Origin of the sequence: Kluyvera sp. CHPC 1.2972 (assembly GCF_036759925.1) — a bacterium.
Classification (GTDB): Bacteria; Pseudomonadota; Gammaproteobacteria; order Enterobacterales; family Enterobacteriaceae; genus Kluyvera.
Genome location: NZ_JAPKIB010000004.1, coordinates 123959 through 147230, shown reverse-complemented (window position 1 = coordinate 147230; position 23272 = coordinate 123959). Strand labels below are relative to the sequence as shown.

Genomic DNA, 23272 nt, shown 5'->3' with positions numbered 1-23272 from the left:
GCAGCGTCCATACCTTTACCATTGTTTTAGTGTAAAGGAGGGTCAAGAAGATGATTACCACAAGAACAGCGAAACAGTGCGGACAGGCAGACTTCGGTTGGCTGCAGGCTCGCTACACCTTCTCTTTTGGGCACTACTTTGATCCGAAGCTGCTGGGCTACGCCTCACTGCGCGTGTTGAATCAGGAAGTGCTCGCACCGGGCGCCTCATTCCAGCCGCGCACCTATCCAAAAGTCGATATTCTGAATCTGATTCTGGAAGGTGAAGCAGAGTACCGCGATAGCGAAGGCCACCATATTCATGCCAAAGCCGGTGAAGCGCTGCTGATTGCCACTCAGCCAGGCGTGAGCTACAGCGAGCATAATCTGAGTAAAGACAAGCCGTTAACCCGGATGCAAATCTGGCTCGACGCCTGCCCGGAGCGCGAGAACTCGCGCGTGCAGAAGATCAAACTGAAAGAGACCGACCACCAACTTTTAGCCTCGCCGGACGGCAGCCAGCATAGTTTACAGCTGCGCCAGCAGGTATGGCTGCACCATATCGAGCTTGCCAAAGGCGAGCAGGTCAGCCTGCAGCTGCACGGGCCGCGTGCCTATCTGCAGTCGATTCATGGCACGGTTCACGCGCTGGCTCACGAGGCGGAAAAACAGTCTCTGACCTGCGGTGATGGGGCATTTATCCGCGATGAGAGCAATATCACACTCGTGGCTGATACCCCTCTGCGCGCTTTGCTGATAGATTTACCGGTGTAACGATTTTCAGGGGCACCGAAGACAAAATGAGTAAGCGAAACAACAAAAAGCAGCACAAGGCCGTCGTCGTTAAAGCACCACAGCCGCTCAGTACGCCAAAAACCTTTGGCTTAGATGAGATGCTGAACGAGCTGGAAGCCATTGTTTGTGAAGCAGAACGTCATCAGGCAGAAGAACGCGCCGCCTGAGAAGATGCCCCGGCCAGACACCGGGGCTATTTTTTACGCGAGCTTGCTCGCCATAATCTGAATCACCTGCTTGTCCGTCTGCTGCATGGAGTGGCAGGCCAGCGAGCAGAGGTTGCTAATCGACTGCTCCACATCGTTCGCCACAATCCCCTCGTTCCCGGTTACCGCCGTTTCATCCAACGCCATCAGCACCGCTTTCCATGCCGACGACACGCTGGTTGATACCTTCATCGCGCAGCTGTTGGACGCGCCATCGCAGATAATACCGCTGACGTCGCCGATCATGCTGCTGATGGCCATCGAGATGCAGCGGTAGCTGCCGTCGATAAGCCAGCAGATACCGGCCGCGGCCCCCATAGAGGCAGTGGTAGCCGCACAAAGCGCCGACAGCATCGGCAACTGGTGATGGATATAGATAGCCGTCAGGTGTGAAAGAATCAGCCCACGGGCCATTTTCTCCTGCGAGCAGCCCAGATGCTCCGCCACTACCACCACCGGCATAGTTGCAGCAATGCCCTGATTGCCAGAGCCTGAGTTGCTCATTGCCGGCAGGCAAGCGCCGCCCATACGCGCATCCGACGCCGCCGAGGTGCGGATCATGATGTCGGTCAGCAGATCTTTTGCCAGTAGCCCACGCTCCCGCTGGCGTTGCAGGGTCGCCCCAATATGCAGGCCGTACGGCGCACGCAGCCCTTCATGGGAGAGCGCGCTGTTCAGCAGGGCGGCATCGAGGATAAAGCTTATCTTTTCAAACGGCACCTGCTCGGCAAACTCAACGACCTGCTCCAGAGTGACGCTCTCAAGGGATACCGTCTGCTCTTCTTCTGCGCCTTCGCAATTGCTAGCATCCAGCAGCGTCACGCCATTTTTCACTACGCGAATCACCCGCGTATGCCCACCGGCAATGGTCACCGTCGCCGATTCGTCGAGGGTATAGACCGTGGCGCTGGCATAGAGCACGTCATCGCACGGCTCTTCCATCGTCACCGACACTTTACCGCTGGCCAGCAGAACCTTGGCCGCCGTAATGTCCTCCACCGACGCGCCCTTCAGCACTTCCAGCCCGGCCTGCGCGTCGCCGCCCAGCGCACCCAGCGCGGCGGCAATCGGCAACCCCACCATCCCCGTACCCGGCACGGTAACACCCATGCCGTTTTTCATCAGGTTCGGCGACACTTTAGCCACGATGTGGCTGACCCTGCCCGCCAGATGCGAGGCGGCAATCGCGCTCGCCAACGCCAGTGAAACCGGTTCAGTGCAGCCCATTGCGGGCTTTACGTTCTGTTTTACCGCCTGAATCATGTCATCCCAGAGCGGATTCATTGATACATCAACCATGTTCATTACCACGCGTTAATCAGGAGAAGGCCAGGAACGGCGAGACGCAGAGCAGCAGGCCGGTGATGACGATAATCACCAGAGAGACGCCTTTATATTTGTGCAGCGCTGGCACCTTGTAGACCAGCCAGGCCGGGATAAGACAGCCGACCATGCCGAAAATCGGGCTACAGATAGAGGTGAAGCTCAGCACTGGCGCATTAAGCACGATAGCGCTCCAGGCCAGCAGGATGGCGAAGATCATAATCCCGCGCTGGACCAGCTTCTGATTGATTTTGTCCTCTGGCATTTTGCGACGCAGCAGGTTGATAACGATCCCCTGCGTCGCTTCGCGGAAGCCCAGGTAAACGCCGAAGAAGGCGGTCATCACGGCAAAGATATTGAGGATCACGCTCACCACGGTCACCCATGCACCTGCGCTGCCGTTAATAAACTGGGCGGCAATCGCCAGCGCCGAGATGTTCTGTTCGTAGGCTTTCACCGCTTCATCGTGACCCATCGCCAGCGTAAAGGAGACGGCGTAGAAGAAGACCACCACAAACAGAATGCCGAAGGCAATATTCATCGCCCGCAGCGCCTTGTGGCGCGCTACTTCGCGAGATTTTTCTTTTGAGCGATAGGAGATAACCATCGGGCTCAGGGTTTGAATAAACAGGATAGAGGTCAGGGTAAACGGCAGCGTGATAATGGCGTTTTTAATCAGCAACCCCATCGGCGGCAGCGTCCCGGCGTTGTACAGATGCCACATACCGACCATCGACACCCCAAGTGCCGCCACCACCAGCAGTTTGGTCAGCACCATAAAGCTGGAGACTTTAAACAGCAGCTTCTCCCCGCGCGACGATATCGCCACCAGCACGCAGATCAGCACCAGGCCGTAGAACGGGTTTTCGGAGAGCAGTCCGTCGGTTACACCGAAGGTATGCAGATAGGAGGCACTGTCGTTGGTGATCGCCGTGGAGTAAACGAACATCCAGATAACCAACATGATGAAGTAGAGCGCACCGAGTAAGATCCCCCAATTTTTGCCAAGGTAGCCGCTGATAACGCTTGGGTAGTCTTTACACTCCGGCGATTCGGCCAGGGTGTTGATAAACAGGCGCTGGAACAGGTACATCGCCGGGTAGCCAACGATGGAGGAGAGCAGGAAGACCCACAGCCCCATCAGACCAACCTGAACCGGCAGGAACACGATCCCTGCCCCAATCGCCATCCCGATACTCATGATGACCCAGCCAACGTCGGTACTGTCGAATTTTATTGCTTCCTGCCATTCACTGTCTGACATGCCCGCTCGCGCGGCCGCAGACGACGTCGGCGCGGTTGTAATTGAGATTGTTTCCATAACAAATTCTCACTCTTAGTATGTAGGGGTTTATTGTTTTAATGCAGTTTGATGTTCCGGGTAGTGCGAATATTACAGGCTTATTCACTGCCTTTTTTAGAGTGAGAAAATGATAGCGCGGCTTCAGGAGAAAAAACTTGCAACTCTTTGCGCAGGAAAACGCCGAAAATAGAAAGTATTCCTATGATTAGCGCAAAATTAACCAATGCATTTCTCTTTAACTGAAAAAAGAGAGATTCAGATTGTTGTCGTCTTTGGATGAATAATCATAACGAATTGTTTTGTAAGGAATTTTAATAAAGTGCCGATTTCTACGATGGCCCACGCCAGGTGGGTTTTGTGAGATAGCGCAATGATCCGTGTTAATAAGATGTGAAGTGAAAGAATGGCAAAAAATGATGACTATCACACCACCGCATCAATTTAGTGAATAACTCCATTGTTTGTATGGATATGGTAAACAATCAGAATATAACGCTACTGAAATGGTATGTTCTTCCTTGCGCGCAGAAAAGCAAAAACCCCGCCGAGGCGGGGTTTTTTAAGAGGTGAAACTGACCGATAAGCCGGGTTCTGTCGTGGACAGTCATTCATCTAGGCCAGCAATCGCTCACTGGCTCAAGCAGCCTACCCGGGTTCAGTACGGGCCGTACCTTATGAACCCCTATTTGGCCTTGCTCCGGGTGGAGTTTACCGTGCCACGGACTGTTACCAGCCGCGCGGTGCGCTCTTACCGCACCCTTTCACCCTTACCTGATCCCGCTTACGCGGGCCATCGGCGGTTTGCTCTCTGTTGCACTGGTCGTGGGCTGTTACACCCCCCAGGCGTTACCTGGCACCTTGCCCTATGGAGCCCGGACTTTCCTCCCCTCCGCCCGTCTCCCCCGAAGAGGACGACGACGAAGCGGCGACTGTCTGGTCAGCTTCGGCGCGCAGTATAGAGGGTTTGCGCGCCGATGTCACCCTTCGATCCGCATCCCCACCTGAATGGTGGCGGCGATGTTCCGGGAGGTCTGATAAATGTTTTCCGCCGCATCGCGGAAAGCCTCTTCCAGCGACCCAATGCGGTTCAGCACGCTGAATACCGAATCAATGCCGTACTGGTGCACCACGCCAACATCGCGCGTCAGGCTACCAGCAATGCCGATAACCGGTTTATGGTACTTCTTCGCCACGCTGGCTACGCCTACCGGCACCTTGCCGTGAATGCTCTGACTATCGAGACGACCTTCGCCGGTAACCACCAACGTGCAGTCGTGGATATGCTCTTCCAGATTCAGCGCCTGGGTCACAATCTCAATGCCGCTACGCAACTCTGCGCCCAGGAACGCCATCAGCGCCGCCCCCATTCCGCCCGCGGCGCCAGAGCCCGGCACGGTTTTCACGTCGATGCGCAGCGAGGCTTTGATCGCCTCCGCATAGTGCGCCAGGTTGCGGTCCAACTCGGCGATCATCGCCTCGGTCGCCCCTTTCTGCGGGCCAAAGATGCAGGAAGCGCCCTGCGGCCCCGTCAGCGGGTTCGTCACATCGCAGGCCACGCGAATTGCGCAGTGCTGCAGGCGAGCGTCCAGGCCGGAAATATCAATGTGATTAAGGCTCATCAGGCTGCCGCCACCAAAGCCAATCTCCTTGCCCTGGGCATCGCACAGCTTCGCACCCAGCGCCTGCACCATACCGGCACCGCCGTCGTTGGTCGCGCTGCCGCCAATGCCGATAATAATGTTCTTCACCCCGCTTTCCAGCGCCTGGAGGATCAGCTCCCCGGTGCCGTAAGAGGTGGTAATCAGCGGGTTACGCTGTTCTGGTGGCACTAATGCCAGGCCGCTTGCGGCAGCCATTTCAATAAAGGCGGTATTTCCGTCGCCGGAGATCCCCCACTGTGCTTCCACGGCTTCGCCAAGCGGGCCGGTGACCGTCGACATCACCGAACGCCCCTGCGTGGCCGCAATCATCGCCTCAACCGTTCCTTCTCCACCGTCGGCGACCGGCACTGACACGAATTGCGCTTCCGGAAAGATTTCCCGAAATCCTTTTTCTATTGCCTGAGCTACCTCGGTGGCAGAAAGGCTTTCTTTATAAGAGTCTGGGGCGATTACGATTTTCATATCTGAGCCTATTAGCGCACGACGCCGGAGGGCGTTTCACAGCTCCGGCCTACCCTGTAAGCCCGGCACGCAATGCGCCGCCGGGCACAACGTCCTTAGCGAGTGACTTCCACTTTCGCCAGCTTCTCGTAATAGCACGCCAGAGCGCTATGGTCGGCGGTTCCCAGACCATCGGCACGCAGCGCCTGCATCATTTCCATCACCGCCGCGGTCAGCGGCAGCTGTGCACCGACGCCGTGCGAGGTATCCAGGGCGTTCGCCAAATCTTTAATATGCAGGTCGATACGGAAACCTGGCTTGAAGTTACGGTCCATCACCATCGGTGCTTTCGCGTCCAGCACGGTGCTGCCCGCCAGACCGCCGCGAATCGCCTGATAAACCAGATCCGGGTTCACGCCCGCTTTGGTCGCCAGAGTCAGCGCTTCAGACATCGCCGCAATGTTCAGCGCCACGATCACCTGGTTTGCCAGCTTGGTGACATTACCCGCACCGATGTCGCCGGTATGTACCACCGAACCCGCCATCGCTTTCATCAGGTCGTAGTACTTATCGAAGATAGCTTTATCACCGCCTACCATCACCGACAGCGTACCGTCGATGGCTTTTGGCTCACCGCCGCTGACCGGCGCATCCAGCATCTCTACGCCCTTCGCCTTCAGCGCATCGCTAATTTCACGGCTGGCCAGCGGGGCAATCGAACTCATGTCGATAAGCACGGTGCCCGGCTTCGCGCCTTCGATAATGCCGTTTTCGCCCAGCGCCACGTCTTTCACGTGCGGAGAGTTTGGCAGCATGGTGATGATCACATCACACTGCTCGGCAATCGCTTTTGCCGTGGTTGCCGTTTCGGCACCGGCGGCAATCACTTCAGCGATCGTTTCAGGATTACGGTCAGAAACCACCAGCGAGTAACCTGCTTTCAGCAGATTTTTACTCATCGGTTTACCCATGATACCCAGGCCAATAAAACCAACTTTCATCGTCATTTCCTCAAATGTGTGTGTATTCGGTGGTGGTTACTTCTTGAAGGCGTCGGCCAGCTTCTGCGTACCGGCGCGGAACACGCCCAGATCGCTGCCAACCGCCACAAAGGTTGCGCCCCACTCCAGATAGCGGCGCGCATCGGCTTCTACCGGCGCCAGAATGCCGCTCGGCTTACCGTGCGCTTTGGCACGGGCGAAAATGTGTTGAATCGCTTGCTGCACTTCCGGGTGAGAAGCGTTGCCCAGATGGCCTAACGCGGCGGCCAGGTCGCTTGGGCCGACGAAGATCCCGTCAACGCCGTCGGTAGCGGCAATAGCATCAACGTTGTCGACGCCCAGCTGGCTCTCGATCTGCACCAGGATGGTGATGTTCTTATTGGACTGCGCGAAGTAATCCGGCACGGTGCCAAACATGTTGCCGCGATGCGAAACGGATACACCGCGAATGCCTTCTGGCGGATAGCGAGTAGAAGAGACCGCCTGCGCGGCTTCTTCTTCGGTTTCTACGAATGGAATCAGGAAGTTGTAGAAACCGATATCCAGCATACGCTTGATAATCACCGGCTCGTTGGTCGGGATACGCACCACCGGTGCGCTCGCGCTGCCTTTTAAGGCCATCAACTGCGGGATGAGCGTCGTCACGTCGTTCGGCGCATGCTCACCGTCCAGTACCAGCCAGTCGAAACCAGCCAGTCCTAACACTTCAGTGCTGATTGGGCTGGAGAGTGCGGACCAGCAGCCAATCTGAACCTGTTTGGCAGCCAGTGCCGCTTTGAATTTGTTAGGGAAAATCGCGTTATCCATTTTCATTACCTTAAGTTAGTCGTGGCTTACTTACGCAGTTCCAGACGTTTGATGTCGCCTACCACGAACAGGTAGCAAACCATCATCATCAGCGCAGAGCAGCCTACAAAAATCAGTGCGCCATTAAAGGAGTGCAGCTCACTCACGATATAGCCAATCACCAGCGGAGTGACGATAGACGCCACGTTGCCGAAGACGTTAAACAGCCCGCCGCACAGCCCAACAATCTCTTTCGGTGCCACATCGGAGATAACCGGCCAGCCGAGTGCACCAAAGCCTTTACCGAAGAATGCCAGCGCCATCAGGGTTACCACCAGCGCGGTGTTATCGGTGTAGTTACACAGAATAATCGTCGATGCCAACAGCATGCCCAGCACGATAGGCAGCTTACGAGCAAAGGTCAGCGTACAGCCGCGGCGGATCAGGTAGTCAGAGAACAGACCGCCCAGCACGCCACCGGCAAAGCCACACAGCGCCGGGATAGACGCCACAAGCCCTACTTTCAGAATCGACATCCCTTTATCCTGCACCAGGTAAATCGGGAACCAGGTGAGGAAGAACCAGGTAATGGTGTTCAGGAAGTACTGACCAAAGAAGATCCCTAACATCATACGGCTGCTGAGTAACTGCTTGATGTACTCCAGCTTCGGACCTTTTGCCGCATCGCTGCCCGGCTTTTTATGGTCCATATCAACCACGGCGCCGTTATCCGCAATAAACTTCAGCTCGTCTTTGGACATACGTGGATGGTCGGTTGGGTTGTGAACAAACTTCACCCACATCCCGGTCAGCACTAAGCCAATCACGCCCATGACGGTAAAGACGTGTTCCCAGCCCCAGGCGAAGGTCAGCCAACCCAGCAGCGGAGAGAACAGCGCTAACGAGAAATACTGCGCGGAGTTAAAGATAGCGGATGCGGTACCGCGTTCTTTGGTCGGGAACCAGGCCGCCACGATACGGGCGTTCGCAGGGAAAGATGGCGCTTCGGAGAAACCCAACATAAAGCGCATAAAGAACATGGAGATGCCTGCCCACGCTAATGGGAAGAAACCAACAAAGCCCTGCAGGAAAGTGAACAGCGACCAGAAGAACAGGCTGTAGGTGTACACTTTCTTCGAACCAAATTTATCCAGTAACCAACCACCGGGGATCTGCATGAGCAAATAAGCCCAACCGAACGCAGAGAAGATATACCCCATTTCTACCGCGCTAAGCCCCAGCTCTTTCGCCACCGATGTACCGGCAATGGAGAGTGTGGCACGGTCAGCATAGTTAACGGCCGTAACAATAAAAATAACTAACAAAATTAAATAACGAGTCGGCATTCCTTTCGTTGATCCAGAAACATCAGCTGTATCATGTATCATTTTATTATCCTCGGGGGCACAGAGCGCCTTAATTATATTGTTATTATTAAGGCAGTATTTCGCTGATTATTTATTGATAACAAGCGGCTAAAAAACAAATAAGTCACTATGAAATCGGGATTCAGTATAATCAGGAAATCAGCGCCAGACATTGTGCAAAAACACAATTTCAATGCTTAAAAAAATCTTTTAGTTATACATATGCACACAACACTGGGCGCTGATGCACAATTTCACGCTTTGATACCCTTGCGCCAAGCGGCATCACGATAATAAGTGATCTTTATCACATTTTTAAACTTCAACACCTGACATGCTTTATTCCATAATCAAAGTGTTCTTATTTTCAATAATGAAAACCCTAACACTTATATCTTTTATTTTTTGCCCCGCTGGCTGGAGAATACTGGACAATGGCTAACATTGAAATCAGACAAGAATCGCCGACTGCTTTTTATATTAAAGTGCACGACACTGATAATGTGGCGATTATTGTTAACGATAACGGATTAAAAGCAGGAACGCGTTTTCCTGATGGTCTGGAATTAATTGAACATATTCCCCAGGGGCATAAAGTGGCTCTGGTGGATATTCCCGAACGTGGCGAGATTATCCGCTACGGCGAGGTCATCGGCTATGCCGTTCGCGATATCGTGAAGGGCAGCTGGATTGATGAGTCCACGGTCATTCTGCCGGAAGCGCCGCCGTTGAACACGCTCCCGCTAGCCACCAAAGTGCCGGAAGCGCTGCCGCCGCTGGAAGGCTACACCTTCGAAGGCTACCGCAACGCCGACGGCAGCGTCGGCACGAAAAACCTGCTGGGCATCTCCACCAGCGTGCACTGCGTGGCGGGCGTGGTGGATTACGTGGTCAAGATTATTGAACGCGATCTGCTGCCAAAATACCCGAACGTCGATGGCGTGGTAGGCCTTAACCACCTGTACGGCTGCGGCGTGGCGATTAATGCCCCGGCGGCCATCGTGCCGATCCGCACCATCCATAACCTCGCCCTGAACCCGAACTTTGGCGGCGAAGTGATGGTGGTCGGCCTCGGCTGCGAAAAACTGCAGCCAGAACGCCTGCTGCAAGGGACCGAAGATGTGCAGAGCATCCCGGTCGACAGCGCCAGCATTGTGCGCCTGCAGGACGAACAGCATGTCGGCTTTAGATCAATGGTGGACGACATTCTGCAGGTGGCCGAACGCCACCTGGAAAAACTCAATAAACGCCAGCGTGAAACTTGCCCGGCGTCTGAATTGGTCGTTGGGATGCAGTGTGGCGGCAGCGATGCCTTCTCCGGCGTCACCGCCAACCCGGCAGTGGGCTACGCGTCCGATCTGCTGGTTCGCTGCGGCGCAACCGTCATGTTCTCAGAAGTCACCGAAGTGCGTGACGCCATCCACCTGCTCACCCCGCGCGCCATCAACGAAGAGGTCGGTAAACGCCTGCTGGAAGAGATGGCCTGGTACGATAACTACCTCGATATGGGCCAAACCGACCGCAGCGCCAACCCGTCTCCGGGCAACAAAAAAGGCGGTCTGGCAAACGTGGTAGAAAAAGCGCTGGGCTCTATTGCCAAATCAGGCAAGAGCGCCATCGTGGAAGTGCTGTCGCCGGGCCAGCGCCCAACCAAACGCGGCCTGATTTATGCCGCCACCCCGGCGAGCGATTTCGTCTGCGGCACCCAACAGGTGGCCTCCGGCATTACCGTGCAGGTCTTCACCACCGGCCGCGGTACGCCTTACGGCCTGATGGCCGTGCCGGTCATTAAGATGGCCACCCGCACCGAGCTGGCGAACCGCTGGTATGACTTAATGGATATTAACGCCGGGACCATCGCGACAGGCGAAGAGACGATTGAGGATGTTGGCACGAAGCTGTTTGAGTTTATTCTGGATGTCGCGAGCGGGCGGAAGAAAACCTTCTCGGATCAGTGGGGGCTGCATAACCAGCTGGCGGTGTTTAACCCGGCGCCGGTGACCTGATTCCCCGATATTGAATGAAAAACGTCATCGGGAGGCAATCATGCCTCCCGTTTTTTATGCGCTCACCAAAATCACCTCAATGCCCTGTCGACGCAACCCTTCCAGACTTTCATTCGGCACACCCTCATCGACAATAATCACATCAATGCGCTGTGTATCAATAATCTTATGCAGGCTGGAGCGGTTAAATTTCGTCGAATCCGTGACAACGACAATGCGTTCAGCCACTTCACACATCCGGCGGTTAAGCCGGGCTTCGTCTTCATTATGCGTGCTGATACCGCGCTCGAGATCAATGGCATCGACGCCAAGGAACAGAATGTCGAAGTGGTAATTCTGTAACGACTGCTCCGCCTGGTCGCCGTAAAACGACTGCGACTGACGACGCAGGTGGCCGCCGGTCATCAGCAGCTCAACGCCTTCTGACTCCAGCAACGCATTCGCAACGTTCATGCCGTTAGTCATGGCAATCACATCCGTATGCTGGCGCATCAACCGGGCAATTTCATAAGTAGTGGTACCGGAGTCAAGAATGACGCGGTGGCCGGGTTTGATCAGCTCCACGGCGGCTTTTGCGATGCTACGCTTCACCGCCGTATTCAGAGAGCTTTTATCTTCGACAGAGGGTTCGGTCGCTGGCGTATTGCTATCACAGATAAGTGCGCCGCCGTAGGCACGCACCGCAATGCCCTGCTTCTCCAGGAAAGCCAGATCGTTACGGATCGTTACCGTTGATACGCCGAACCATTCAGAAAGATCGTTTACCTGCACGCTACCCTGCTGCCGCAACCGCTGGATAATCTGCTCGCGTCTTTCACTGGTTCCGGTCACACGCTTATCGGCAGAAGAGTCGGTGTTGCTCATAGAGATTCCTTTGATTAATTCTTTCGTTTCATTTCTTTTTGCTTATTAACACCTTTCTTTTATCGGAATGCAAGCCTTAAAAAGGCCTCGTACGACGACAAACCCTCACAAGAAAGCTTTCATTATGTTTCTTTTGTGAAACAGATCCGAAAATGGAAATCTTTCATTTTATTTTTAAATCCTCGTAACGCAGTATTAAATGAAACAAAACGAAAGATAAGTATCATTACAATCTGAGTTGGAGAGGAAAGTGAAATATCTTACCACTATGGTGGAGCAGCACAAACGGGGGAACACAAACGGAATTTATGCCGTTTGTTCCGCGCATCCACTGGTACTCGAATCCGCCATTCGTTATGCCCAGGCAAAACAGACCCCGCTGCTCATTGAAGCAACGTCGAACCAGGTCGATCAGTTTGGCGGCTATACCGGCATGACCCCGGCGGATTTTCGCCACTTTGTCTGCGAGTTGGCTGATTCACTGCACTTCCCGCAGGATCGCCTGATTCTGGGGGGCGATCATCTTGGTCCTAACCGCTGGCAAAATCTGCCAGCCGATCAAGCGATGAATAACGCCGACGATCTGATCAAAAGCTATGTGGCGGCTGGCTTTAAAAAGATCCACCTCGATTGCAGCATGTCCTGCGAGGGCGATCCCGTTCCATTAACCGATGCGATCGTTGCCGAGCGCGCGGCTCGTCTGGCTAAAATTGCCGAGCAGACCTGCACTGAACACTTTGGCGAATCGGATCTTGTGTACGTTATTGGCACCGAAGTTCCCGTACCTGGCGGTGCCCACGAAGCATTAACTGAACTCGCCGTCACGACGCCTGATGCCGCTCGAGCCACGCTGGAAGCGCACCACCATGCGTTTGAAAAGCAAGGACTGGATGCCATCTGGCCACGCATTATCGCGCTGGTTGTCCAGCCGGGCGTTGAGTTTGACCATACCCACATTATTGATTACCAGCCGCAGAAAGCGGTCGCACTGAGCAGAATGGTGGAAGCCTATGACACGCTGGTCTTCGAAGCCCACTCCACGGATTATCAGACACCGCAGTCGCTGCGTCAGTTAGTGAAAGATCATTTCGCTATTCTGAAAGTCGGCCCGGGGCTGACCTTCGCCCTGCGCGAAGCGCTGTTCTCACTGGCAGCGATTGAAGAGGAACTGCTTCCCGCCAAAGCCTGCTCTGGTCTGCGCCATGTCCTTGAAACCGTGATGCTCGATCGCCCGGAATACTGGCAAAGCCACTACCACGGCGATGGCAACGCCCGCCGTCTGGCCCGTGGCTATAGCTACTCTGACCGTGTTCGCTACTACTGGCCAGACAGCCAAATTGATGAAGCTTTTGAAAGGCTGGTACGCAATCTGGCGGATGAACCCATTCCCTTGCCGCTCATCAGCCAGTACCTCCCTTTACAGTACGTAAAAGTACGCGAGGGAGATCTCAACGCCACACCGCGTGAACTCATCATTAACCATATTCAGGACATACTTCAGCAGTACCACGCCGCCTGTCAGGGCGTTCCGTCTCATAACGAATAACAACAAAGAGGAAAGCGCTATGCCAAATATCGTACTCAGCCGCATCGATGAAAGACTGATTCATGGTCAGGTCGGCGTGCAGTGGGTCGGGTTTGCGGGGGCAAATCTGGTATTGGTCGCCAATGACGAAGTCGCGGAAGACACCGTGCAGCAGAATCTGATGGAAATGGTACTGGCTGAAGGGATAGCCGTGCGTTTCTGGTCACTACAGAAAGTTATCGACAATATTCACCGCGCTGCTGACCGGCAGAAAATTTTGCTGGTGTGCAGAACGCCGGCTGATTTTCTTAAGCTGGTTGAAGGCGGCGTTCCCGTCACCCGCATCAACGTAGGAAACATGCACTACGCCGAAGGTAAGCAACAAATTGCCAAAACCGTTTCTGTCGACGCCAATGATATCAACGCGTTCAACGGCCTGAAGGCCGCCGGAGTGGAATGCTTCGTTCAGGGCGTTCCGACAGAACCTGCTTTGGATCTCTTTAAACTACTTTGAGGGATTCACAATGGAAATTAGTCTGTTACAGGCTTTTGCACTAGGCATTCTCGCCTTTATTGCAGGCCTGGATATGTTCAACGGGTTAACGCATATGCACCGTCCGGTGGTGCTGGGGCCGCTGGTGGGTCTGATTCTGGGCGATCTGCACACCGGTATTCTTACCGGGGGTACGCTGGAGCTGGTGTGGATGGGTCTGGCGCCGTTAGCCGGTGCCCAACCACCGAACGTCATTATCGGTACCATTGTGGGTACGACGTTTGCCATTACCACCGGCGTGAAGCCTGATGTTGCCGTCGGTGTTGCCGTACCGTTTGCTGTCGCCGTGCAAATGGGCATTACTTTCCTGTTCTCCGTGATGTCCGGCGTCATGTCCCGCTGCGACCGTATGGCGGCCAATGCCGATACCGCAGGTATTGAACGGGTCAACTATCTGGCGCTGCTGGCGTTAGGCATTTTCTACTTCCTCTGCGCTTTCCTGCCGATTTACTTCGGTGCGGAACATGCGAAAACCGCCATTGATGTCCTGCCAGAACGTCTGATTGATGGGCTGGGCGTCGCGGGCGGCATCATGCCAGCAATCGGTTTTGCCGTGCTGCTGAAAATCATGATGAAAAACGTCTACATCCCTTATTTCATCATTGGTTTCGTTGCCGCTGCCTGGCTCAAGCTTCCGGTCCTGGCCATTGCCGCCGCCGCGCTAGCCATGGCACTTATCGATCTGCTACGTAAATCTCCTGAACCGACTCAACCTGCGGCACAGAAAGAGGAATTCGAAGATGGCATCTAATCAACAGACCCTGCCGAGTGTTTCCGACAACGAAGAGACGCTGCTGACCGGTGTTAACGAAAACGTTTATGAAGATCAGCGTATTGGCGCAGACCTGACTAAAAAAGATATTAACCGCGTGGCCTGGCGTTCCATGCTGCTGCAGGCCTCTTTTAACTATGAGCGAATGCAGGCTTCCGGCTGGCTTTATGGCTTACTGCCTGCACTGAAAAAGATCCATACCAACAAGCGCGACCTCGCGCGCGCCATGAAAGGTCACATGGGGTTCTTCAACACCCACCCGTTCCTGGTGACCTTTGTGATTGGCATTATTCTGGCGATGGAGCGTTCGAAGCAGGACGTAAACAGTATTCAAAGCACCAAGATTGCCGTCGGTGCGCCGCTCGGCGGCATTGGCGATGCCATGTTCTGGCTGACGCTACTGCCTATTTGCGGCGGTATTGGCGCGAGTCTGGCGCTTCAGGGCTCCATCCTCGGCGCTATCGTCTTCATTGTGATGTTCAACGTGGTGCATCTCGGCCTGCGCTTTGGTCTGGCCCACTATGCCTACCGCATGGGCGTCGCGGCGATTCCGCTTATCAAAGCCAACACCAAAAAGGTGGGACATGCGGCATCAATCGTCGGTATGACCGTCATCGGTGCGCTTGTTGCCACCTACGTTCGTCTGAACACCACGCTTGAAATTAAAGCGGGTGATGCCGTCGTCAAACTGCAGGCTGACGTTATCGACAAACTGATGCCAGCCTTTTTACCGTTGGTTTATACCCTGACCATGTATTGGCTGGTTCGTCGTGGCTGGAGCCCGCTGCGCCTCATCGGCATCACAGTTGTGCTGGGTGTCGTCGGTAAATTCTGCCACTTCCTGTAAAACAAAAGAGGTCTGAGATGTTGGGAATTATTTTGACCGGGCATGGCGGATTTGCCAGCGGGATGGAAAAAGCGATGAAGCAGATCCTCGGCGAGCAAACGCAGTTTATCGCCATCGATTTTCCTGAAACCTCCACCACCGCGCTGCTCACTTCGCAGCTTGAACACGCGGTGAACACGCTGGACAGTGAGGACGATCTGGTGTTTCTGACCGACCTGCTTGGCGGCACGCCATTCCGCGTGGCCTCCACGCTGGCGATGCAAAAGCCCGGCAGAGAGGTGATTACCGGCACTAACCTGCAACTCCTGCTGGAAATGGTGCTGGAGCGGGAAGGCCTGAGCAGTGAAGCCTTTCGACTACAGGCGCTGGAGTGCGGGCACCGCGGCCTGACGAGCCTGGTTGATGAGCTGGGACGCTGCCGTGAAGAGGTTCCAGCAGAGGAAGGGATATGACGCAGACGCTTCGCGCCAGACGTCTGCTGACGGAGCAGGGCTGGCTTGACGATCACCAGATAAGCATTGATGACGGTGTCATTACCGCCATCGCCCCCATTCCATCAGGCACGACGCAGCGCGACGCTGAACTGCTGTGTCCAGCCTATATCGATACCCACGTCCACGGCGGCGCGGGGGTCGATGTCATGGATGAAGCACCAGATACGCTCGACAAGCTGGCAATGCATAAAGCACGTGAAGGGGTGGGTAGCTGGCTCCCTACCACCGTTACCGCGCCGATGGCGCAGATCCACCTCGCGCTAGAGCGTATTGCAGTGCGCTGCCATTCCGGCGGCCCTGGCGCTCAGGTTTTGGGTAGCTACCTTGAGGGCCCTTACTTCACGCCACAGAATAAGGGCGCTCATCCTCCTGAACTGTTCCGGGAATTGGACATCCGCGAGCTGGATAAGCTAATCGCCCTCTCCCAGGGCACGCTGAGGGTCGTCGCCCTCGCGCCGGAAAAACCAGGCGCGATACAGGCGATTACGCATCTTAAGCGCCAGGGCGTGCGGGTAATGCTGGGGCATAGCGCGGCAACCTGGGCGCAGACCAACGCCGCTTTTGATGCAGGCGCTGATGGTCTGGTGCACTGCTATAACGGCATGACCGGCTTACATCATCGGGAGCCTGGCATGGTCGGGGCGGGGTTAACCGACCCACGGGCGTGGCTGGAACTGATTGCCGACGGGCACCATGTTCACCCGGCCGCCATGAAGCTCTGCTGTTGTTGTGCGAAAGATCGGATCGTATTGATTACGGATGCCATGCAGGCTGCGGGTATGCCTGACGGCCCTTACACGCTGTGCGGTGAAAAGGTCGAGATGCGCGGCGGTATTGTACGAACCGCTTCCGGCGGTCTGGCGGGGAGTACGCTTTCGGTAGATGCCGCCGTACGTAATATGGTTGAGCTCGCGGGGATTTCTCCTGAAGAGGCAATCCATATGGCCTCGCTGCACCCTGCTCGCCTTCTGGGGGTAGACCAACAGCTGGGTTCGCTACAGGCAGGTAAACGCGCCAGTATTATCGCCCTCGACGGCGGTCTGCATGTGCAGCGCGTCTGGATTCAGGGTCAGCATCTTTCCCTTTAACCCACCTTTACGATGAGATTATTTGGCCTTTGTTCATCGAACGAAGGCCTTTCTTTTCCTTTCTTTTAATCAAACCACTAATCCGCTGATGATTTTATCTATGCATTACAAATCAATAAGATAGAAAACAACAGCGTTTCATTGATCACAATTTTCGTTTTATTTCATTTTGCATCATTGAACTTTCGGTTTCTTTTCTATAGATTTTAATTAACTGATACGCGATAAAGTGAAACGAAACGAAAGACAACGACATTTTGCCCGCGTCGGATGTGGAATTCACAAGACTAAGGACTGAGTTATGCCAGAAATCTATACCCCCGCACCCGCTGCAACCGGTACCTGGACCGAAGAAGAGATCCGCCAGCAGCCCAACAGCTGGATCCGCTCGCTGAATAATATCGCCAGCATCCGATCCGATATTGACGGGTTTCTTGAACCATTACTGTATAAACACGATCTGCGGATCGTGCTGACCGGAGCCGGCACCTCTGCATTTATCGGCGAGATCGTCGCTCCCTGGCTTGCCAGCCATACCGGCCAGAACATCAGCGCAGTACCGACTACCGACCTTGTCACTAACCCAATGGATTATCTAAACCCGGCGCATCCACTGCTGCTGGTCTCTTTTGCGCGTTCCGGCAACAGCCCGGAGAGCGTCGCCGCCGTTGAGCTGGCGAATCAATTCGTGCCTGAATGCTACCACCTGTCAATTACCTGTAACGAAGCAGGCAGCCTGTATAAAAACGCGGTCAATAGCGACAACGCCTTCGCCCTGCTGATGCCAGCAGAAACCCACGATCGCGGCTTTGCGATGACCAGCAGCATCACCACGATGATGGCAAGCTGTTTGGCCGTGTTTGCGCCGCAGGTCATCAACAGCGAGACCTTCCGCGACGTCGCCGACCGCTGCCAGGTCATCCTGACCTCACTGGGTAACTTCAGCCACGGTGTCTTTGGCCACGACGCCTGGAAACGAATCGTCTATCTCGGTAGCGGTGGATTGCAGGGCGTTGCGCGGGAGTCTGCCCTGAAGGTGCTCGAGCTTACGGCCGGTAAACTGGCGGCATTCTATGACTCACCAACCGGTTTCCGCCACGGGCCAAAATCGCTGGTCGATAGCGAAACGCTTATCGTGGTGTACATCTCCAGCCACCCTTACACACGCCAGTACGACCTGGATCTACTGGCGGAGCTTCGCCGCGATCGCCAGGCAATGCGCGTGGTCGCGATTGCGGCAGAAACGGATGCCATCATCGAAGCTGGCCCGCATATTCTGCTACCGCCAGCGCGCCACTTTATCGATATGGAACTGGCATTCTGCTTCCTGACCTACGCCCAGATCTTTGCCCTGACGCAGTCAATTCATGTTGGTAATACGCCAGATACCCCATCCGCCAACGGCACGGTTAACCGTGTAGTACAAGGCGTTGTTATTCACCCCTGGCTGGCTTAAGAGGAATACATCATGAGCATTATTTCTACCAAATACCTTCTGCAAGACGCCCAGGCGAAAGGCTACGCGGTGCCAGCCTTCAACATTCATAACGCCGAAACTATCCAGGCCATCCTCGAAGTTTGCAGCGAAATGCAGTCGCCGGTGATCCTCGCCGGAACGCCAGGCACGTTTAAACACATTGCGCTGGAAGAGATCTACGCGCTGTGCCGCGCCTACTCCAATACCTACGATATGCCGCTAGCGCTGCATCTTGATCACCATGAATCCCTGGACGATATTCGCCATAAAGTGAATGCAGGCGTACGTAGCGCCATGATTGATGGCAGCCACTCTCCGTTTGAAGAGAACGTGAAGCTCGTGAAATCGGTGGTGGATTTTTGTCATGCCCATGATTGCAGCGTAGAAGCCGAACTCGGACGTTTAGGCGGCGTGGAAGACGACATGAGCGTCGACGCGGAAAGTGCTTTCCTGACCGACCCGATGGAAGCAAAACGCTTTGTTGAGCGCACCGGCGTAGATAGCCTTGCCGTCGCCATTGGCACCGCACATGGCCTCTATACCAAAAAACCAAAGATCGATTTCCAGCGCCTGGCGGAGATTCGTGAAGTGGTGGATATTCCGCTGGTGCTGCATGGCGCAAGTGATGTACCGGATGAATATGTACGCCGCACTATCGAGCTTGGCGTATGTAAGGTTAACGTCGCGACCGAATTGAAAATCGCCTTCGCTGACGCAGTCAAAGCATGGTTTATTGAAAATCCGCAGGGTAACGACCCGCGTTATTACATGCGCGTCGGTATGAATGCCATGAAAGAAGTGGTGCGCAGTAAAATCAATGTATGCGGTTCTTCTCAACGCTTGTTATCTACGCAGCATGATTAATATCCGTTAACAGATTTGCTCATAAAATATATTAATAACAACTTACCTCTCATTTTGAAAAGGTCATGATTAATTTCTCATGACCTTCATATTATACTAATGGAAATAATGGAGTACTCTACATGACACAGGAAAATTCCATAAAGTCACGAGTATGGGAATTTTTTCAAAGCCTCGGCAAAACATTTATGTTCCCCGTCTCTTTATTGGCGTTCATGGGGTTATTATTAGGGGTTGGCAGTTCAATTACCAGCCCTTCAACAATTAAAAGCTTTCCATTTCTGGGAGGTGAACTCACACAATTAACGTTTGGTTTTATCGCTACCGTCGGCGGTTTTGCCTTCACCTATTTACCGGTCATGTTCGCCATCGCGATTCCATTCGGCATGGCAAAAAGAAATAAAGCCGTAGGGGCTTACTCAGGATTTGTCGGCTATATGCTGATGAATATGAGCATTAACTATTATCTGACCGCCACCCACCAGCTTGCTGATGCCGCCACCATGAAGCAGGTAGGACAGTCGGTGGTACTGGGCGTGCAGACGTTAGAAATGGGGGTGTTAGGCGGTATCATTGCCGGGGTTATCACCTATTTTCTGCATGAGCGCTTTCAGGACACCGTATTACATGATGCCTTTGCCTTCTTTGGTGGCATCCGCTTCGTCCCGATCATTACCTCACTGACGCTCTCCATCGTCGGTCTGATACTCCCTATTCTCTGGACTTACGTGGCCATGGGCATTGCCGGTATTGGCCACATCATTCAAAGCACCAGCGTGTTCGGCCCGTTCCTGTACGGTGTAGGGGTGCTACTGCTCAAACCTTTTGGCCTCCACCATATTCTGCTCGCCATGGTACGCTTTACCCCCGCAGGCGGTATTGAAATGGTCAACGGGCACGAAGTGGCTGGCGCATTAAATATCTTCTACGCTGAGCTTAAAGCTGGCCTGCCGTTCAGCCCACATGTTACCGCATTTTTATCACAAGGCTTTATGCCAACCTTTATTTTTGGTTTACCTGCCGTCGCCTATGCTATTTATCGGACAGCGAAACCAGAAAATAGACCTATTATTAAAGGGCTGTTACTTTCCGGCGTATTAGTTTCCGTTATTACCGGCATTTCCGAACCTATTGAATTCTTATTCCTGTTTATCGCACCTGCACTATATGTATTCCATATTATTATGTCGGGCCTGGCATTAATGGTAATGGCGATTCTTGGCGTCACCATTGGTAATACCGATGGCGGTATTCTGGATCTGTTAATTTTTGGAGTGATGCAAGGAACATCGACCAAATGGTACTTACTGTTCCCAGTCGGCGTGGTCTGGTTTGCCGTCTACTTCCTGGTATTCCGTTGGTACATCTTAAAACACGATATTAAAACACCGGGTCGTGAAGATTCATCTGATGGTGCTGCGCAGGCAGTCGCTGCCAACACCAAAGCTCGCGGTAAATCGAAATACGATCACGGCGTGATTTTGAATGCGCTTGGCGGCAAAGAAAATATCAGTTCCCTGGATAACTGTATCACCCGACTGCGTCTGGTCGTGAAGGACATGACAAAGGTCGATCAGCAGACCTTAAAAAATGCTGGCGCACTTTCCGTGGTCGTTCTCGATGCGCATAGCGTACAGGTGATCATCGGCCCTCAGGTACAGAGCGTAAAAACCGGCATTGAAGCCTTAATTTAATCAGGAGTTAGCCATGTTCGATTTCGACAAAATCATCGAGCGTAAAAGCGACAAGTGTCGTAAATGGGATCACCAATTTGTCTGCTCTCGCTTCGGGGAAGTCCCACAGGATTTTATTCCGCTATGGATTGCCGACATGGATTTTACGTCACCTCCTGCGGTTATCGAAGGCTTCCAGCGTATTGTTGAGCACGGGACCTTTGGCTACACCTACAGCTTTGATGAATTTTACGATGCCGTGATCGGGTTCCAGCGCGACCACCATCACGTCAACGTCGAACGCGACTGGATAACGCTCACTTATGGCACCGTCTCGACGCTGCACTATCTGGTGCAGGCCTTTTGCCAGGCGGGCGATAGCGTCATGATGAATACGCCGGTTTACGATCCTTTCGCCATGGCAACGCAGCGCCAGGGCGTGCAGGTTCTGGCGAATCCACTGAAGATTGAAGATAACCGCTATCATCTGGACTTTACGCTTATCGAAACCCAGCTTAAGCAGCACAAGCCTAAACTGTGGTTCCTGTGCTCTCCGCATAATCCGTCCGGGCGTATCTGGACACTGGGTGAAATTCGTCAGGCATCTGATTTATGCCAACGCTATGGCGTTATTCTGGTGGTTGATGAGGTTCACGCTGAGCACCTTCTGGAAGGGGAGTTTACCAGTTGTCTGGCCTCCGGCTGCGCCGCGCAGGATAATCTCATCCTGCTCACCTCACCCAATAAGGCGTTTAACCTGGGTGGGCTAAAAACCTCTTACTCCATCATCCCGGACAAGCATCTGAGAGCGCGCTTCCGTCAGCGCCTGGAACAGAACTCGATTACCTCTCCGAATATTTTTGGCGTATGGGGGATTACGCTTGCCTACCAGCATGGGCTGCCGTGGCTTGATGCGCTCAATGGCTATTTACGGAGTAACGCCCACTATCTTGCCGATGCCATTCAGACGCATTTCCCGGAATGGAAAATGATGACGCCGGAGTCATCTTATCTGGCGTGGATTGATGTTAGCGGCAACGGGCGCACCGCAACTGAAGTAGTGAATCACTATGCTCGGCACGCGGGGGTGATCATTGAAGACGGTAGCCATTATGTTCAGGATGGGGAACGCTTTATTCGCATTAACTTCGGTACACAGCGGTACTGGCTGGAGCGTGCGATAGAAAGGATGCAAAGCTAGTATTACGTAAAAACCACACCCTGAGGGTGTGGTTTTTGCAGAAACTAACATACCCGCCAGACGCCACCTTTAGTGGCGCCAACACGTTGTAGCGCCCCTTTTTGCTGCAATGTCTTAAGGTATCGTTCAATCGTTCTCGTTGAAACGCCACACTCCTGGGCCAGCGTCTTTGCCGAGCTCTCAGGCCTGACAGATAGCATTTGTAAAATCTGTTTTTCGATTGCCGTGAGATCAATGACACTTTCTTCCGACATTTCTTCCGACATTTCTACCGACATTGCCGTCGTTTTTTCCAAACCTTCTTTCAGTGCCGCAGCGATGTTTTCCAGCATAAACGCAATAAACAACGTGCAATCACTCTGGCGATCGCACTGCCCCAGCACGTGATAATAACGATCTTGCTGATAGTGAATGAGCGTTTCGACAGGCAACCAACCAAGCTCACTACGCCACTCGCTGAGAATCAGCGTCTGCCACAGGCGCCCCATCCGTCCGTTACCATCGGCAAAAGGGTGAATAAATTCGAACTCATAGTGGAACACTGCGCTCGTAATTAACGGATGAATATCCGTTGTTTTCAACCACTGCAGCAGTTCATCTATCAAACGTGCAATTTGCGAGGCGGGTGGTGCCATATGGACCAGTTTCTGACCACGATAGACACCGACATCGCCTGCACGTAGCTGACCGGGGGCATCAACCAGCCCCGTCATTAAGATCCGATGCGCTTTAAGCAAATCCGGTAAACGATGGCTTTTCCATTCCGGCATATGGTCATAAGCCAGAAGGGCATTTCTGACTTCCTGGATATCTTTCGCGGGTGCCAGTACTCGCTTTCCCTCCATCAACGCAGTGACCTGCCCGGCGGTGAGGGAGTTGTGCTCAATGGCCAACGAAGCCTGAATAGTACGTATTCGGTTTTCTTTACGCAGCAAAGGAGATGCCCGACCCGCCATCGAAGCCCAATGGCCCATTAACTCGCCAATCTCAACAACCTGGCTGAGTATTCCTGGGCTAATAACAAACGGTGGTTGGTAGGCGCTCACC

21 protein-coding genes and 1 other RNA gene are annotated in these 23272 nt (G+C 53.9%); 13 read left to right on the top strand and 9 right to left on the bottom strand.

Features of this window, described 5'->3' with window-relative positions; genetic code table 11:
• Positions 1 to 50 precede the first annotated feature (50 nt).
• Both V6944_RS08985 and V6944_RS08980 read left to right on the top strand, forming a co-directional pair.
• Positions 51 to 752 (top strand): pirin family protein, encoded by a 702-nt coding sequence (locus V6944_RS08985; protein WP_333498709.1) that lies wholly within the window; start codon positions 51 to 53, stop codon positions 750 to 752.
• Between the two features lie 26 nt (positions 753 to 778).
• On the top strand, positions 779 to 940 hold the full coding sequence (locus tag V6944_RS08980; RefSeq protein ID WP_333498708.1) for a hypothetical protein: 162 nt from the start codon (positions 779 to 781) through the stop codon (positions 938 to 940).
• Positions 941 to 973: 33 nt separating this feature from the next.
• Here the strand turns inward: V6944_RS08980 and V6944_RS08975 are convergent, their stop codons facing one another.
• The 7 genes from V6944_RS08975 to V6944_RS08945 form a co-directional block, all read right to left on the bottom strand.
• The gene (locus V6944_RS08975) at positions 974 to 2278 is read right to left on the bottom strand and encodes an L-cysteine desulfidase family protein (protein WP_333498707.1); all 1305 of its coding nucleotides are present in this window, start codon (positions 2276 to 2278) and stop codon (positions 974 to 976) included.
• Between the two features lie 19 nt (positions 2279 to 2297).
• Positions 2298 to 3623 (bottom strand): hypothetical protein, encoded by a 1326-nt coding sequence (locus V6944_RS08970; protein ID WP_333498706.1) that lies wholly within the window; start codon positions 3621 to 3623, stop codon positions 2298 to 2300.
• A gap of 546 nt (positions 3624 to 4169) precedes the next feature.
• Positions 4170 to 4550: RNase P RNA component class A (gene rnpB, locus V6944_RS08965), an RNA gene on the bottom strand.
• A gap of 32 nt (positions 4551 to 4582) precedes the next feature.
• Positions 4583 to 5728: a glycerate 2-kinase gene (gene garK / locus V6944_RS08960; RefSeq protein ID WP_333498705.1), complete on the bottom strand. Its 1146-nt coding sequence runs from the start codon at positions 5726 to 5728 to the stop codon at positions 4583 to 4585.
• Positions 5729 to 5823: 95 nt separating this feature from the next.
• Entirely contained in the window at positions 5824 to 6714 is an 891-nt protein-coding gene (gene garR / locus V6944_RS08955) for a 2-hydroxy-3-oxopropionate reductase (RefSeq protein WP_185667859.1), read from the bottom strand.
• A 30-nt stretch (positions 6715 to 6744) separates the two neighbouring features.
• Positions 6745 to 7515, bottom strand: coding sequence for a 2-dehydro-3-deoxyglucarate aldolase (gene garL, locus V6944_RS08950; RefSeq protein WP_220440907.1), 771 nt, complete (start codon positions 7513 to 7515; stop codon positions 6745 to 6747).
• A 26-nt stretch (positions 7516 to 7541) separates the two neighbouring features.
• Positions 7542 to 8882 (bottom strand): MFS transporter, encoded by a 1341-nt coding sequence (locus V6944_RS08945; RefSeq protein WP_333498704.1) that lies wholly within the window; start codon positions 8880 to 8882, stop codon positions 7542 to 7544.
• A gap of 413 nt (positions 8883 to 9295) precedes the next feature.
• Here V6944_RS08945 and garD point away from each other — a divergent pair, with 413 nt between their 5' ends.
• Positions 9296 to 10867, top strand: a complete 1572-nt coding sequence (garD, locus tag V6944_RS08940; RefSeq protein ID WP_333498703.1) for a galactarate dehydratase — start codon at positions 9296 to 9298, stop codon at positions 10865 to 10867.
• A gap of 54 nt (positions 10868 to 10921) precedes the next feature.
• Here garD and V6944_RS08935 read toward each other — a convergent pair whose 3' ends face one another.
• Entirely contained in the window at positions 10922 to 11731 is an 810-nt protein-coding gene (locus V6944_RS08935; protein ID WP_333498702.1) for a DeoR family transcriptional regulator, read from the bottom strand.
• Positions 11732 to 11999: 268 nt separating this feature from the next.
• Between V6944_RS08935 and kbaZ the strand changes: the two genes are divergently transcribed.
• From kbaZ to V6944_RS08885, 10 genes are all read left to right on the top strand, one after another.
• Positions 12000 to 13277 carry a tagatose-bisphosphate aldolase subunit KbaZ gene (kbaZ, locus tag V6944_RS08930; protein WP_442910729.1) on the top strand — a complete coding sequence of 426 codons (1278 nt, stop codon included), beginning with the start codon at positions 12000 to 12002 and terminating at the stop codon, positions 13275 to 13277.
• Between the two features lie 19 nt (positions 13278 to 13296).
• The gene (gene agaV / locus V6944_RS08925) at positions 13297 to 13770 is read left to right on the top strand and encodes a PTS N-acetylgalactosamine transporter subunit IIB (RefSeq protein ID WP_035891033.1); all 474 of its coding nucleotides are present in this window, start codon (positions 13297 to 13299) and stop codon (positions 13768 to 13770) included.
• A gap of 10 nt (positions 13771 to 13780) precedes the next feature.
• On the top strand, positions 13781 to 14560 hold the full coding sequence (gene agaW, locus V6944_RS08920) for a PTS N-acetylgalactosamine transporter subunit IIC (RefSeq protein ID WP_035891034.1): 780 nt from the start codon (positions 13781 to 13783) through the stop codon (positions 14558 to 14560).
• Positions 14550 to 15428: a PTS N-acetylgalactosamine transporter subunit IID gene (gene agaE / locus V6944_RS08915; RefSeq protein ID WP_123652330.1), complete on the top strand. Its 879-nt coding sequence runs from the start codon at positions 14550 to 14552 to the stop codon at positions 15426 to 15428. The genes agaW and agaE overlap by 11 nt, the downstream gene beginning before the upstream one ends.
• Positions 15429 to 15445: 17 nt before the next feature.
• Positions 15446 to 15880, top strand: coding sequence for a PTS galactosamine/N-acetylgalactosamine transporter subunit IIA (gene agaF / locus V6944_RS08910; RefSeq protein ID WP_333498700.1), 435 nt, complete (start codon positions 15446 to 15448; stop codon positions 15878 to 15880).
• Positions 15877 to 17010, top strand: coding sequence for an N-acetylglucosamine-6-phosphate deacetylase (nagA, locus tag V6944_RS08905; protein WP_333498699.1), 1134 nt, complete (start codon positions 15877 to 15879; stop codon positions 17008 to 17010). Before agaF ends, nagA begins: the two co-directional genes overlap by 4 nt.
• Positions 17011 to 17311: 301 nt before the next feature.
• Positions 17312 to 18466, top strand: coding sequence for an SIS domain-containing protein (locus tag V6944_RS08900; RefSeq protein ID WP_333498698.1), 1155 nt, complete (start codon positions 17312 to 17314; stop codon positions 18464 to 18466).
• Between the two features lie 12 nt (positions 18467 to 18478).
• Positions 18479 to 19351 carry a tagatose-bisphosphate aldolase subunit KbaY gene (kbaY, locus tag V6944_RS08895; protein ID WP_333498697.1) on the top strand — a complete coding sequence of 291 codons (873 nt, stop codon included), beginning with the start codon at positions 18479 to 18481 and terminating at the stop codon, positions 19349 to 19351.
• Between the two features lie 122 nt (positions 19352 to 19473).
• A complete protein-coding gene (malX, locus tag V6944_RS08890) occupies positions 19474 to 21045 on the top strand; it encodes a maltose/glucose-specific PTS transporter subunit IIBC (RefSeq protein ID WP_333498696.1) in 1572 nt (523 codons plus the stop codon).
• A 13-nt stretch (positions 21046 to 21058) separates the two neighbouring features.
• Complete coding sequence (locus V6944_RS08885; protein ID WP_333498695.1) at positions 21059 to 22225, top strand: MalY/PatB family protein; 1167 nt, start codon at positions 21059 to 21061, stop codon at positions 22223 to 22225.
• A 44-nt stretch (positions 22226 to 22269) separates the two neighbouring features.
• Here the strand turns inward: V6944_RS08885 and V6944_RS08880 are convergent, their stop codons facing one another.
• Positions 22270 to 23271: a Fic family protein gene (locus tag V6944_RS08880; protein ID WP_333498694.1), complete on the bottom strand. Its 1002-nt coding sequence runs from the start codon at positions 23269 to 23271 to the stop codon at positions 22270 to 22272.
• Between the last annotated feature and the right edge of the window lies 1 nt (position 23272).